Genomic DNA, 14599 nt, shown 5'->3' with positions numbered 1-14599 from the left:
ATGTGATCACTAATATTCATGAGTTCAGTAAATCTTATTGTTGGCAGCCAAATGGGATCAGCCGAGTATGTTGCAGAGCAACTAAGCGACGCGCTAAATAACCTTGGTATTACTACACAACTACATGATCAACCTGAATTTAGCGATATTGATCAGCAAAATACCATTTGGTTAATTTGCACATCTACTTATGGCGCAGGTGATTACCCTGAAAACTTTATTAGCTTTGTTGAAGATGTGACTCAAGCTAATGATTTATCTCAATTAAAATACTCAGTAATCGCTTTAGGTGATACCAGTTATGACACTTACAACCAGGCTGGACGTAATATAGATGCCTTATTAGCTCAAAAAGGCGCTATAAAAGTAGCAGAACGCTTAGAGCTTAATATTCTCGATGAAGCACTACCAGAGGACACCGCATTAGCATGGTTAGACTCTTGGATAACCAAAACAGGCTTAAAATAGAGAGATCAAGTAAAAAGTTACATATAAAGTTACCCACAATTTACTAATAATTTAATAGATTTTGTGGATAAAGATTGAATAAACTGCTTTTTAAAGCATGCTTATCCATGGGATAAGATCTAACTGATTCAGCCCTGTGCATAAAGCGCCTTTTTGATCAGAGCTTATTTGCGGGATGATCCGATCATATTAACACCTTTAGATCTGATCTAATTTGATGTTTTTAATGAAGATCTAAACCTTATCAACAGAAAAGTCGATCAGTAGTAGTAATAGTAATAAAAGATCTCTTTAAAAGATCCTTTATATTATTAGAGATCACATACTTAGATCTTGCCCACTGTTTAATCATTTATCTTCTGCCAATTTCTAGGTAGAATACGCTCCCTTTTGAAGTTTACCGGTTTGATTTAAGTAGGATCCCATTAATGATTTTTCACGAAAATTTTGACGTTATCGTAGTAGGTGGTGGACATGCTGGCACTGAAGCCGCATTAGCAGCTGCCCGTATGGGGATGAATACCCTGCTACTGACTCACAATATGGATACCCTTGGTCAAATGTCTTGTAACCCAGCGATTGGTGGGATAGGCAAAGGTCATTTGGTAAAAGAAATTGACGCGCTTGGTGGTGCAATGGCACAGGCCATTGATAAAGGCGGGATCCAATTTCGTACACTAAATTCTTCAAAAGGACCTGCTGTTCGTGCAACTCGAGCACAAGCAGATCGCGCCTTGTACAAAGCGGCTATTCAAACAACATTGCAAAATCAAGATAATCTTAAAATTTTTCAACAATCGTGTGATGATCTTATTGTTGAAAACGATCGTGTTACTGGCGTAGTAACTCAAATGGGTTTGCGTTTTAGTGCACCAAGTGTTGTTTTAACCGTGGGTACTTTTTTAGGTGGCTTAATCCATATAGGGTTAGAAAATTACAAAGGCGGCCGTGCAGGCGATCCTCCTTCAATTGCTTTAGCTGATCGCTTACGTGAACATCCATTTAGAGTTGATCGTTTAAAAACAGGTACACCGCCACGTATTGATGCACGTACTGTTGATTTTACAAAAATGGAAGCACAGCCTGGTGATACACCAACACCTGTATTTTCGTTTATGGGTAAACAATCAGATCACCCGCAACAGATACCGTGTTACATCACTTACACAAATGAAAAAACACATGATGTTATTCGTAAAAACCTACATCGCTCACCTATGTACTCAGGTGTTATTGAAGGTATTGGTCCTCGCTACTGCCCTTCAATTGAAGATAAAATTGTTCGTTTTGCAGATAAAGATAAACATCAAATATTTGTTGAGCCTGAAGGTTTAACATCATACGAATTATATCCAAATGGTATTTCGACTAGTTTACCGTTTGATGTACAACTTGAGATTGTGCAATCTATTTCTGGTTTTGAAAATGCACATATTTGTCGACCAGGTTATGCAATAGAATATGACTACTTTGATCCACGTGATTTAAAACAGTCTTTAGAAACTAAATTTATTGAAGGCTTATTTTTCGCGGGTCAAATTAACGGCACCACCGGCTATGAAGAAGCAGGTGCACAAGGCTTAATTGCAGGTATGAATGCTGCGCTAAAAGTGCAAGGCAAAGATTCTTGGACACCACGTCGTGATGAAGCTTATGTTGGTGTATTAATCGACGACTTAGCAACACTGGGTACAAAAGAACCCTACCGTATGTTTACCAGCCGTGCTGAATATCGTTTATTACTTCGTGAAGATAATGCTGATATTCGTTTAACTGAAAAAGGCCGTGAGCTTGGTTTGGTTAATGACGAACGCTGGCAGGCATTTAACGAAAAAATGGAAGTAATCGAAAAAGAGAAACAACGCATTAAAGATACATGGATCCACAAAGATCATGCCGTTGTAGATCAAGTAAACGCATTACTTAAAACCCCGCTTACGCGTGAAGCAAGCTTGGAAGAATTACTTCGCCGTCCGGAAATTCGTTACAACGATCTGATGGCTATTGACGGATTGGGATCTGAATTCACAAATAAAGCAGCACTCGAGCAAGTTGAGATCCATACTAAGTACGCAGGTTATATTGCGCGCCAACAAGATGAAATCAATAAGCAGCTTCGTCATGAGCAAACAATTTTACCAAAAGAGTTTGATTACAAAACCGTATCTGGTTTATCAAATGAGGTAGTTGCTAAGCTTATTGAGTCACGTCCTGACACGATTGGTCAAGCATCGCGTATTTCTGGTATCACCCCTGCGGCGATTTCGCTATTATTGGTGTATCTGAAGAAGCAAGGCTTATTACGCAAATCTGCGTAACGATAAGGGTACATAGTGTTACAGCAACAATTAACTACATTGTTAGCGCAAACTGATATTGCGCTAACAGAAAAACAACAGCAACAGCTAGTCCGTTACGTTGAGTTATTAAATAAGTGGAATAAAGCTTATAACTTAACTTCAGTACGTTTACCTGAAGAAATGATGATTAAGCATATTATGGACAGTTTAGTTGTTGCGCCTCATTTACCCGGACATCATTATATTGATGTAGGTACAGGGCCTGGCTTACCGGGTATCGTGTTGGCAATTGCATTACCAAATACACATTTTGTGCTATTAGATAGTTTAGGTAAACGTGTGCGATTTTTAATGCATGTTAAACATGAACTAGGTCTTGATAATGTAACCCCTGTGCAGTCTAGAGTTGAAGAATATCAACCAAGTGTTAAATTAGACGGCGTACTCAGTCGCGCATTTGCTTCATTACAAGATATGGTTGACTGGTGTTCGCACTTAATTGATCATTCGGGTAAATTTATAGCACTTAAAGGCGTGTTCCCTAGCGAAGAGCTAGAGTCATTACCTGCAGGCGTCAAGTTTGAGCAAAAAATTGCATTAGAAGTGCCTAAGTTAGATGCACAACGACATTTAATTATTCTTTCTAAAGACTAGGGATCAGAGACACTGTGGCAAAAGTCATCGCATTAGCAAATCAAAAAGGTGGAGTGGGTAAAACTACAACCGCTGTTAATCTCGCTGCATCTATGGCTGCAACGAAACGTAAAGTGCTGTTAATTGATCTCGATCCGCAAGGTAATGCGACTATGGGGAGTGGCGTAGATAAGTACGGCGATGTGCCAACTATTTACGACTTACTTATTGAAGATAAACCTATAGAAGACGTTATCATCAAAGAAACGTCTGGCGAATACCATATGATTGCTGCAAACGGTGATGTAACCGCTGCAGAAGTTAAACTCATGGAATTATTTGCCCGTGAGGTGCGTTTACGTAACGCGCTTGAAAAAATTCAGGACCAGTACGAATTTATTTTTATAGACTGTCCGCCTTCTTTAAATATGTTAACTGTTAATGCTATGGCTGCGGCTGATTCTATTTTGGTACCAATGCAGTGTGAGTATTATGCACTTGAAGGGTTAACCGCATTAATGGATACGATTACGCAGCTTGCTAGATTAGTGAATCCGAGCTTACAAATTGAAGGCATACTTCGTACTATGTATGACCCGCGTAACCGTTTGGCAAATGATGTATCAGAACAATTAAAACAACATTTTGGCGATAAAGTATACCGTACGGTGATCCCACGTAATGTTCGCTTAGCCGAAGCACCTAGTTTTGGTGCTCCAGCTATGTATTATGACCGGGCATCAAGTGGCGCTAAAGCGTATTTAGCACTCGCTGGTGAAATGTTACGCAGAAAAGAAAAAACAGCGTCCGTTGTCGCCTAACTTTGAGGTAAAAAAATAACATGTCTGCTAAAAAACGAGGTTTAGGCCGAGGACTCGATGCACTTTTAAGTTCGTCAAAGCCTGCACCGAGCGCAAGCAAGGAACAAGACACATCAAACGTGACTGAAGCTGTAAAAAATGCAGCTGGGCCAAATAACAGTGAATTACAAAAACTTCCAATAGAGTTTTTACACTCTGGTAAATACCAACCTCGTAAAGACATGTCTGAAGAGGCGCTAGAAGAGCTTGCTAGTTCTATTCGCTCACAAGGTATTATTCAACCTATTGTTGTGCGCCCTATTGCACATAATAGCTTTGAAATTATCGCCGGTGAGCGTCGTTGGCGCGCAGCGCAAATAGCTAAGCTTGAAACAGTACCTTGTATTATTAAAGATGTACCCGATGAAGCTGCCGTTGCGATTGCACTGATAGAAAATATTCAGCGTGAAGATTTAAATGCCATGGAAGAAGCGGTTGCACTTAATCGTTTACTAATAGAATTTGAATTAACACATCAACAAGTAGCTGATGCGGTAGGTAAATCACGTACGACTGTAACTAATTTACTGCGTTTAAATAACTTAAATAACGATGTGAAGATTTTGTTAGAGCATGGCGATATTGAAATGGGCCATGCTCGTTGCCTGTTAGCCCTTGAAGGCGAAGCGCAGTCAGATGCTGCTCGTTTAGCTGTCGCTAAAGCACTAACAGTTCGAGAAACCGAAAAATTAGTTCGCTCAATTTTAGAACCAGTGCCAGCTAAAGAAATAACCGAAAAAGATCCAGATGTTAAGCAATTAGAACAACAACTTGCTGAAAACCTAGGTGCCAAAGTTGAAATAAATTACAATAAAAAAGGCAAAGGTAAGCTTGTTATTTCTTATACTAATTTGGACGAACTTGACGGCATTTTAAATCGCATTAATCAAGACAATACCCACCATTAGTTTTCTACATGTCTAAAAAGAGACATTTGTAGCTATTTCGTGTTACAAACCGTCTACTCAAGTTGCAAAACTGGCAGGATTAAGTATAATTTCGCCAGTTTTCACACCCTAACAATTAGAACGCAATAAAGGTTAACTAAACGTGACTGATAAGTTAGCGAGTCCATATAGACTTGCCGTATTAAAGTTAATTTGCCTTCAGGGTGTTGTAGCATTAGTTGCTGCTGTAATTATTTTTTTTAGTTCGGGAGCCAATGCTTCGCTTTCATCACTCGCTGGTGGATTTGTCGCAGTACTTCCGCACTTTGTATTTGCACTTTATGCATTTAGGTATATGGGTGCAAGTCGAGCAAATCAAGCGTATGCCTCGTTGAAACGCGGCAACGGATTAAAATTTATGCTAACAATTGTATTGTTTGCGCTAGTACTGAAGCATTTTCCGGTAATTTTATTACCCTTTTTTAGTACTTATATACTGGCGCTCTTTACTGGATTGTTCGCACCCGTTTTTTTTAAACATTAACTTTTGGGATATAACATGGCAGCAGAAGAAGTTACTCTATCTGGCCATATCCAGCACCATTTGACCAATGCTAAGATGTGCTCGACCGATACAGGTCTCGCCTTCAATAAAGCATGTACGGACAGTGGATTCTGGACATGGCATATAGATACCCTCGCATGGTCTATCGGTTTAGGTCTTATATTTTTATGGATCTTTCGTAGTGCCGCTAAAAAATCAACACTAGGTGTACCTGGAAAATTTCAATGTTTCATTGAAATGGTAGTAGAGTTTGTTGGTGACAACGTACGTGATACTTTCCATGGTAAAAGCAAGCTTATTGCACCATTAGCATTAACAATATTCGTTTGGATATTTTTAATGAACTTAATGGATTTAATACCGGTTGACTTTTTACCTGCATTAGCTGGTTTTGTTGGTGAAACTGCGTTTGGTATGGATTCACACGATGTGTACATGAAAATTGTACCAACGACTGACATTAATATGACTGCGGCGCTAGCGCTTGGCGTATTTATTTTAATGATAGGCTACTCAATTAAAATAAAAGGCATCGGTGGTTTTATTAAAGAACTAACACTTCACCCGTTTAGTTCAAATAATACTGCACTACAAATCCTTTTAATCCCGTTTAACTTATTACTTGAACTGATTGCGCTGGTTTCTAAACCGTTTTCATTAGCGCTACGTTTGTTTGGTAACTTATATGCAGGTGAATTGATTTTCATCTTGATCGGCGCTATCGGATTTATGCAATTACCATTGCATTTTGTTTGGGCTGTATTCCACATCTTAGTAATTGTATTGCAAGCATTCGTATTTATGATGCTAACAATCGTATACCTAAGTATGGCAAGCTCAGATAATCACTAATTTTTATAACCTTTAATATTTAACTTTAATTTACAATTGAAACTTTGGAGAAAAAAATGGAACTAGTATTAGGTCTTAAGTATATCGCAGTAGCTTTACTAATCGGCTTTGGTGCAATCGGCACAGCAATCGGTTTTGGTAACATGGGCGGTAAATTCCTTGAAGCATGTGCGCGTCAACCTGAGCTTGCACCATCGCTACAAGTTAAGATGTTTATTCTTGCTGGTCTAATCGATGCTGTAGCAATGATTGGTGTTGGTATCGCTATGGTATTGTTGTTCGTACTTTAATTTTATTTTTTGAACAGCTTACTATTTAAGGAGGAGCGGTTGTGAATTTAAACGCCACTCTTATCGGTGAATTGATTGCGTTTACGGTGTTCGTATTATTTTGTATGAAATACGTATGGCCACCACTAAACGGTGCAATTGAAGCTCGCCAGAAAAAAATCGAAGATGGTTTAGCTGCCTCTGATAGAGCCGAAAAAGACTTAGAACTTGCGCAAAAGAAAGCTGCTGAACAGCTTAAAGATGCAAAAGCTCAAGCGGCTGATATCATTGATCAAGCTAAAAAGCGTGCAGTGCTAATTGTTGACGAAGAAACACTTCGTGGTCAGCAAGAGCGTGAAAGTATCATTGCTCAAGGGCACTCTGAAGTTGAGTCTGAACGTAATCGCATAACAGAAGAGCTACGTAAGCAAGTAGCAACTCTGGCAGTGATTGGTGCAGAACGTATTTTAGAGCGTGAAATTAATCAAGCCGCACATAGTGACATCGTTGAAAAACTTGTCGCTGAGCTGTAATTAGGAGGGTATGAGCATGTCTAATTTGACTACTATCGCTCGCCCATACGCTAAAGCGGCTTTTGAACTTGCCGTTGAGAAAGGCACTCTAGAAAGCTGGAATGATATGTTGTTCTTTGCAGGCCACGTAGCCAGCAATGAACAAGCATCATCCGCTTTAGCAGGTATGCCTACAGCTACTGCACAAGCTGAATTATTTATTCAACTTTGTGCTGAGCAGCTCAACGAACAAGGTCAGAACCTAGTTAAGGTGATGGCTGAAAATGGACGTTTGACAGCTCTACCTGAAGTTGCACAGTTATTTGCTGAATTTAAAGCACAATACGATAAAGAAATCGAAGTAGATGTGATTTCTGCAACTCCTCTTGTTGCTGCGCAACAAGAGTCATTGGTAGCGGCACTTGAAAAACGTTTCGCACGCAAAGTTAAGCTGAATTGTAGTGAAGACGCGTCAGTGGTTGGTGGACTTATTATTAGGTCTGGCGACACTGTAATCGACGGTACTATTCGCGGTAAATTAAGCCGCTTAGCTACAACACTACAATCGTAATTGGGAAAAAGAGCATGCAACTTAATTCCACTGAAATTTCAGATCTGATCAAACAACGTATTGAGAAGTTCGAAGTTGTAAGTGAAGCTCGTAACGAAGGTACTATTGTATCTGTTACTGACGGTATCATCCGCATCCACGGTCTTGCTGACTGTATGCAAGGTGAAATGATTGAGCTTCCTGGCAGCCGTTATGCTATCGCACTAAACCTTGAGCGCGACTCAATTGGTGCAGTAGTAATGGGTCCGTACGCTGACCTTACTGAAGGCGTAAAAGTATATACAACTGGTCGTATTTTAGAAGTTCCTGTTGGTCCTGGTCTACTTGGTCGTGTTGTAAACACACTAGGTGCTCCAATCGATGGTAAAGGCGCTTTAGATAACGACGGGTTTGAACCTGTAGAAAAAATTGCACCAGGTGTAATCGAGCGTAAATCAGTAGATGAGCCAGTTCAAACTGGTTATAAATCTATCGATGCGATGATTCCAGTTGGTCGTGGTCAACGTGAACTTATCATCGGTGACCGTCAAACAGGTAAAACTGCACTAGCAATCGATGCAATCATCAATCAAAAAGACACAGGCGTTAAGTGTGTGTACGTTGCGATTGGTCAAAAAGCATCTACTATTGCAAACGTAGTTCGTAAATTAGAAGAGCATGGTGCACTAGCAAATACTATCGTAGTTGTTGCATCTGCTTCTGAATCTGCGGCACTTCAGTACTTAGCACCGTTCGCGGGCTGTACTATGGGTGAATACTTCCGTGACCGTGGTGAAAACGCATTAATCGTATATGATGATTTGTCTAAGCAAGCAGTTGCTTACCGTCAAATTTCATTACTACTTAAGCGTCCACCAGGCCGTGAAGCATACCCAGGTGACGTATTCTACCTTCACTCTCGTCTTTTAGAGCGTGCATCGCGTGTAAACGCAGATTACGTTGAAAAGTTCACTAATGGTGAAGTGAAAGGTAAAACTGGTTCATTGACGGCATTGCCAATCATTGAAACTCAAGGCGGCGACGTTTCTGCGTTCGTACCGACTAACGTTATCTCTATCACCGATGGTCAGATCTTCTTAGAAACTGACTTATTCAACTCAGGTATCCGTCCGGCAGTAAATGCTGGTATCTCGGTATCGCGTGTTGGTGGTGCTGCACAAACTAAAATCGTTAAGAAACTAGGTGGCGGTATTCGTCTAGCCCTAGCTCAGTACCGTGAATTAGCTGCGTTCTCGCAGTTCGCGTCTGACCTTGATGATGCTACTCGTGCTCAACTTGAGCATGGTGAGCGTGTAACAGAGCTAATGAAGCAGAAACAGTACGCGCCAATGTCTGTTGCTGAAATGTCTTTGTCGTTATTTGCTGCTGAAAAAGGCTTCCTTCAAGACATCGAAATCGCGAAAATCGGTGACTTTGAAGCAGCTTTACTTTCTTATGCAACTAGCACATACGCAGAGCTTGTGGCTCAAATCAATGAAACTGGTAACTTGAATGCCGAGATCGAAGCGCAGCTTAAAGAACTTCTTACGAAGTTCAAGTCTACGCAAACTTGGTAATTTAGTTATTAATGGTGCGCTTTAGGAAACTAAAGCACACCTTGATTCGGAGAGAGAGTCATGGCCAGCGGAAAAGAGATTAAAAGCAAGATCGGGAGTATTAAAAACACTCAAAAGATCACTAGCGCAATGGAAATGGTTGCTGCGTCTAAAATGAAAAGGGCGCAAGAACGCGTTGCTTCAAGCCGTCCATACGCTAATAAATTACGTGAAGTAATTGGTCGTGTTGCTCAAGCAAATCTTGATTTTACTCACCCGTTCTTAAAAGATCGTGAAGTAAAACGAGTTGGTTATATTGTTATCTCTACAGACCGTGGTCTGTGTGGCGGTCTAAACTCAAACGAGTTTAAGAAAGTTGCACTTGATGTTAAAGCGTGGAAAGAGAAAGGTGTTGATGCTGAATTTGCTACTTTAGGTAGTAAGGCAGCTGGCTTCTTTCAACGTTTTGGTGGTCAACTACTCGCTAAAAAAGCGGGCCTAGGAGATAAACCTTCAGTACAAGACGTTATTGGTCCTGTAAAAGTTATGCTTGATGCATTTTCTGAAGGCAAAATAGACCGTTTATTCTTGGTATATAACAAATTCGTTAATACCATGAAGCAAGAGCCAATTATAGATCAGTTACTCCCTTTGCCAAAAGCTGAAGAAGAAGTATCTGCTCACACATGGGATTACTTATACGAGCCAAACCCAGAGGCTATTTTAGAGTCTTTGTTAGTACGCTTTATTGAGTCTCAAGCATACCAAGGTGTGGTAGAAAATGCTGCCTCAGAACAGGCTGCTCGTATGGTTGCAATGAAAGCTGCAACTGATAACGCAGGTGACCTTATGGACGAGCTACAGCTTGTTTATAACAAGGCTCGCCAAGCAGCAATCACACAAGAAATTAGTGAGATTTGTTCTGGCTCAGCAGCAGTTTAATGCTTCAGGTAAAGATTAACGAGAGGAATAGACATGAGTTTAGGTAAGGTCGTCCAAATTATCGGCGCCGTTGTGGATATTGAATTTCCACAAGATAGCGTGCCAGCGGTATACCACGCACTAAGAGTAACAGATGGCGATTTAGCTGGTTTGACTTTAGAAGTTCAACAACAGCTAGGTGGCGGTGTAGTGCGTACTATCGCTATGGGTACTACTGATGGTTTACGTCGTAGTGCTTTAGTTATGAATACAGGTGAATCGATTCAAGTTCCAGTTGGTAAAGCAACACTTGGTCGTATCATGAACGTACTTGGTGAGCCAATCGATGAAGCGGGTCCAATCGGCGAAGAAGACCGTATGTCTATTCACCGTGCAGCGCCTTCATACGAAGAGCAATCAAGTTCAGTTGAGCTTTTAGAAACTGGTATCAAGGTTATCGACCTTGTATGTCCGTTTGCTAAAGGTGGTAAAGTTGGTTTATTCGGTGGTGCCGGTGTTGGTAAAACTGTAAACATGATGGAACTTATCCGTAACATCGCAATCGAGCACAGCGGCTACTCAGTATTCGCAGGTGTTGGTGAGCGTACACGTGAGGGTAACGATTTCTACCATGAGATGAACGATTCAAACGTACTTGATAAAGTATCGCTTGTATACGGTCAGATGAACGAGCCTCCAGGTAACCGTTTACGCGTAGCGTTAACTGGTCTTACTATGGCTGAAAAGTTCCGTGATGAAGGTCGCGATGTACTTTTCTTCGTAGATAATATCTACCGTTATACACTTGCTGGTACAGAAGTATCTGCACTTCTTGGTCGTATGCCATCAGCGGTAGGTTACCAGCCTACACTTGCTGAAGAAATGGGTGTGCTTCAAGAACGTATCGCTTCAACTAAGACTGGTTCAATTACATCAATCCAAGCGGTATACGTACCTGCGGATGATTTAACAGATCCATCTCCAGCAACTACCTTTGCTCACTTAGACGCAACAGTAGTACTTTCACGTGATATCGCATCACTTGGTATCTACCCAGCGGTAGACCCACTTGATTCATCTTCACGTCAACTTGACCCACAAGTAATTGGTCAAGAGCACTACGATACAGCACGTGGCGTTCAAACAGTTCTTCAGCGTTATAAAGAACTTAAAGACATCATTGCAATCCTAGGTATGGACGAGCTTTCTGACGAAGATAAGCAACTTGTATCTCGTGCACGTAAAATCCAACGTTTCCTATCTCAGCCATTCTTCGTGGCAGAGGTGTTTACAGGCGCGTCTGGTAAATACGTATCACTAAAAGATACAATTGCTGGCTTTAAAGGCATCTTAAACGGTGAATTTGATGATATGCCAGAGCAAGCGTTCTACATGGTTGGCTCTATCGAAGAAGCTCAAGAAAAAGCCAAAGGCATGTAACTAGGAGGGTAGTATGACAGCTATGACTGTACATCTTGACGTAGTAAGCGCTGAGCAGAGTTTGTTCTCTGGTCTTGTTGAATCGATTCAAGTATCTGGTAGTGAAGGCGAGCTGGGTGTAAACCTAGGCCATGCTCCATTACTAACTGCCCTTAAACCTGGTATGGTACGTTTAGTTAAGCAATTTGGTCACGAAGATGTGATATATGTTGCTGGCGGTACATTAGAAGTTCAACCAAATCACATCACGATTCTTGCAGATACTGCGGTTCGTGGTGAAGATTTAGATGAAGATTCTGTACAAAAAGCTAAACGTGAAGCTGAAGAACATATGGCGAATTCGTCAGCTGTTGAGTTTGATTATCAACAAGCGGCTACGCGACTGGCAGAAGCAGTTGCTCAGTTACGCGTAATTCAGCAATTACGTCACAAGTAAGCCTATCCGGTTTTGAAAAGCCCACTTTAAGTGGGCTTTTTTGTACTCGTATAGATGACTCTATCAGGCCTTACTGATAATCTAAACAATATTAAGTAGTTAATTTTAATAATTAAATTTACATCGAATTATTAGCTATAAGGACGTAGTGACCTACCAATGAAACCGTCAACTTTCTCAGAATCAATAGCAGAAATTAAGTTTGGAGCCTGGCGTTTAAATCCCAGACGGCAAACTATTAATGATGGTGTAATTGAGAGGGAGTTAGAACCGTTGCTGTTCAAAATTCTTAGCTACCTTATTCTTAATAAAGAGTCGATTATCACACGTCAAGATTTAATTGATGACGTATGGTGTCAGCACTATGTCGACGATAACGCCATTAACCGAGCTATTTCAGAGCTTAGAAAAGTACTGAAATCAGATATGCAACGCGGCCTAGTGGTAAAAACACATTATAGAAAAGGGTATAGCTTCTTTTTAGAGCCAGAGATTATATATTATGAAGAAGGTAATTCGTCTTTCAGCCAAGTTAATGCATTAAAAGAAACACCTAATAAAAAACAAAAAATATCAATTGAGTTATTGGCTATATTCACTTTGGTCGTTTTTATTGGTTTTTACATTGTTTTAAACGTATTAGATCCAGGCAAAGTTGGCCAAAAAAATACGCCTCCCAAGGTTGAAACAAAAAACTTAAATGTTGTTAATAAAAAATTTAAAGAGGAAGTTCTATCTTGGCGACAAGGCGTATATAGCCGAATGGTACTTTCTCCAGACAGTTCAACTGTTACACTTACACTCCTTGAAAAAGAACAACTATACTCATCGCTTTTAATCAAAAATTTACATACCGGTCAAGAGAGAATAATCTCAGAAGTTAATGCTAATATATTCCCTGCAGGTTGGTCTATTGATAGTGAGCGTGCAATTTATAGTCTAGAAAGCGAAGGTAAATGTGAGCTGTGGGAAGTCGGTTTAACAAGTAATGCTGATAGTAAGTTTTTATTTGATTGTGAGCCATCAAACCTAATGAATGTTGTAAGTTTAGGTAACAACTCTTATATATATTCTAAATATGGTTACAGAAATCGCTCTGAATTATCGGTCCTTGTTAATAGAAACCTAAGTACAGGTGAGGAGTTTCAAATAAGTTCACCAAACTTAAATTCGTATGGTGATAAACTTTTATATTTTATAAAAAACCAAAACAAAATTATTTTTGAAAGACACCAATTTAATTCCAGTCAATTATACATGACGGATTTAGAAGGTGGTGCCCAAATAAAGCTTTATGAGACTAAGAATAGAATATGGTCAATTAACTACAACAATGAGACAGATTCACTGCTATGGTTTGACAATATTGAAGAGATTCTTTACCAATACTCATTAAAAAATAACCGTCTAGAAAGTAAAACAAAAGTGGATAGTGAAAGTGTTTACTCATCAACCTATCCAATTGATAATAAAAATATTTTAGGGCTTACTTACCCTTTTTATCATAATATTTACAGGTTCGATTTAACTTCTGAAAACTTTGAGCGTGTATCAAAGCTAGAAAGTGGCTTTGCAAATACAGTTGGAGAAAATGTTGTTTTTTTAAGTAGTGATGGGGAATCTGTTAAATTAAATACAGTATTCAAAGACGGTAAGCTCACGTCTAAAAAGGTAAATTTAAGATATAAGGACTTTAAAATATCTTCTGATTCCCAAGAAGCTTTTGGCGTTGATGAAAAGAAAATAGAAATACTCAAGTATGAAGAGTTATCCGTTAAGGATGTTATTGCCCCCAAAGGTGATTTGATCTCGGTTAATTATTTACTAGATAAAAATATTGGTTATATTGTGCAGGATGAACCTAGTGCAAACAGCAGCTCTTATATTTTTAATAGAAGTAATTCTAATAGTATATTGTTACCAGTAAAAAATGCAGTGTGGTTTGGTCAGTTACAAAATAACAAACTCGTTTTTTTGAATAGTTTAGATATGTTGATATTTTTCGACTTATCAACTGGGGAACAAACAAAAGGCTTTAAAGTAAAAAAATCAGCCTATAAACACTCTTTATCAACAAACCAAAATAAACTTTATCATTCAACAGGGAAAGCTGTATACGAATATGATTTTTCCAAAGGCGTTAATATCGCTCCTAATAAAGTATTCGAGATTAGTAAAGCAGAAGATGTTATTCGAGAAGTTAATTTTTCAAGTTCAGGAAACATTCTATCATTAGAAATAGTAGAGCTAGTAAATAACGAAGTTGTGAGGTTTTCATTAGAGGAAAGCGATTAGTTAGTGTTTTTTGTGAAGTGACCTAGTTACTAATCATAGCTTAGTTCTTAAGGAA

The 14599-nt window shown here is 39.5% G+C and carries 15 protein-coding genes; all 15 read left to right on the top strand.

The genetic code is table 11. From position 1 onward, the window contains the following. Window positions 1-18: 18 nt before the first annotated feature. The 15 genes from mioC to DC53_RS05160 all read left to right on the top strand — a co-directional run bounded on the left by mioC (window position 19) and on the right by DC53_RS05160 (window position 14544). Window positions 19-468, top strand: a complete 450-nt coding sequence (gene mioC / locus DC53_RS05090; RefSeq protein WP_007377656.1) for an FMN-binding protein MioC — start codon at window positions 19-21, stop codon at window positions 466-468. A 428-nt stretch (window positions 469-896) separates the two neighbouring features. Further along, window positions 897-2786, top strand: coding sequence for a tRNA uridine-5-carboxymethylaminomethyl(34) synthesis enzyme MnmG (gene mnmG, locus DC53_RS05095; protein WP_007377657.1), 1890 nt, complete (start codon window positions 897-899; stop codon window positions 2784-2786). Window positions 2787-2801: 15 nt separating this feature from the next. Continuing rightward, a complete protein-coding gene (gene rsmG, locus DC53_RS05100; RefSeq protein WP_007377658.1) occupies window positions 2802-3422 on the top strand; it encodes a 16S rRNA (guanine(527)-N(7))-methyltransferase RsmG in 621 nt (206 codons plus the stop codon). A gap of 14 nt (window positions 3423-3436) precedes the next feature. Continuing rightward, entirely contained in the window at window positions 3437-4222 is a 786-nt protein-coding gene (locus DC53_RS05105; RefSeq protein ID WP_007377659.1) for a ParA family protein, read from the top strand. Between the two features lie 20 nt (window positions 4223-4242). Next, window positions 4243-5169 carry a ParB/RepB/Spo0J family partition protein gene (locus tag DC53_RS05110; protein ID WP_007377660.1) on the top strand — a complete coding sequence of 309 codons (927 nt, stop codon included), beginning with the start codon at window positions 4243-4245 and terminating at the stop codon, window positions 5167-5169. Between the two features lie 142 nt (window positions 5170-5311). Continuing rightward, window positions 5312-5692 carry an ATP synthase subunit I gene (locus DC53_RS05115; protein WP_007377661.1) on the top strand — a complete coding sequence of 127 codons (381 nt, stop codon included), beginning with the start codon at window positions 5312-5314 and terminating at the stop codon, window positions 5690-5692. 15 nt (window positions 5693-5707) lie between these two features. After that, a complete protein-coding gene (gene atpB / locus DC53_RS05120; RefSeq protein WP_024597178.1) occupies window positions 5708-6565 on the top strand; it encodes a F0F1 ATP synthase subunit A in 858 nt (285 codons plus the stop codon). A gap of 56 nt (window positions 6566-6621) precedes the next feature. Further along, on the top strand, window positions 6622-6855 hold the full coding sequence (gene atpE / locus DC53_RS05125; RefSeq protein WP_004335261.1) for a F0F1 ATP synthase subunit C: 234 nt from the start codon (window positions 6622-6624) through the stop codon (window positions 6853-6855). 41 nt (window positions 6856-6896) lie between these two features. Further along, window positions 6897-7367 (top strand): F0F1 ATP synthase subunit B, encoded by a 471-nt coding sequence (atpF, locus tag DC53_RS05130; protein ID WP_004335264.1) that lies wholly within the window; start codon window positions 6897-6899, stop codon window positions 7365-7367. Between the two features lie 16 nt (window positions 7368-7383). Continuing rightward, a complete protein-coding gene (gene atpH / locus DC53_RS05135) occupies window positions 7384-7917 on the top strand; it encodes a F0F1 ATP synthase subunit delta (RefSeq protein WP_007377663.1) in 534 nt (177 codons plus the stop codon). 14 nt (window positions 7918-7931) lie between these two features. Next, window positions 7932-9473, top strand: a complete 1542-nt coding sequence (gene atpA, locus DC53_RS05140) for a F0F1 ATP synthase subunit alpha (RefSeq protein WP_004335270.1) — start codon at window positions 7932-7934, stop codon at window positions 9471-9473. A 60-nt stretch (window positions 9474-9533) separates the two neighbouring features. Next, window positions 9534-10394, top strand: a complete 861-nt coding sequence (gene atpG / locus DC53_RS05145; protein WP_033031118.1) for a F0F1 ATP synthase subunit gamma — start codon at window positions 9534-9536, stop codon at window positions 10392-10394. Between the two features lie 33 nt (window positions 10395-10427). Further along, window positions 10428-11813: a F0F1 ATP synthase subunit beta gene (atpD, locus tag DC53_RS05150; RefSeq protein ID WP_007377665.1), complete on the top strand. Its 1386-nt coding sequence runs from the start codon at window positions 10428-10430 to the stop codon at window positions 11811-11813. A gap of 13 nt (window positions 11814-11826) precedes the next feature. Beyond that, a complete protein-coding gene (locus tag DC53_RS05155; RefSeq protein WP_007377666.1) occupies window positions 11827-12249 on the top strand; it encodes a F0F1 ATP synthase subunit epsilon in 423 nt (140 codons plus the stop codon). Window positions 12250-12408: 159 nt separating this feature from the next. After that, on the top strand, window positions 12409-14544 hold the full coding sequence (locus DC53_RS05160) for a winged helix-turn-helix domain-containing protein (protein WP_033031116.1): 2136 nt from the start codon (window positions 12409-12411) through the stop codon (window positions 14542-14544). Window positions 14545-14599: the final 55 nt, after the last annotated feature.

Source organism: Pseudoalteromonas fuliginea, assembly GCF_000690055.1.
Classification (GTDB): domain Bacteria; phylum Pseudomonadota; class Gammaproteobacteria; order Enterobacterales; family Alteromonadaceae; genus Pseudoalteromonas; species Pseudoalteromonas fuliginea.
This window is presented reverse-complemented; position numbering and strand designations above follow the sequence as displayed.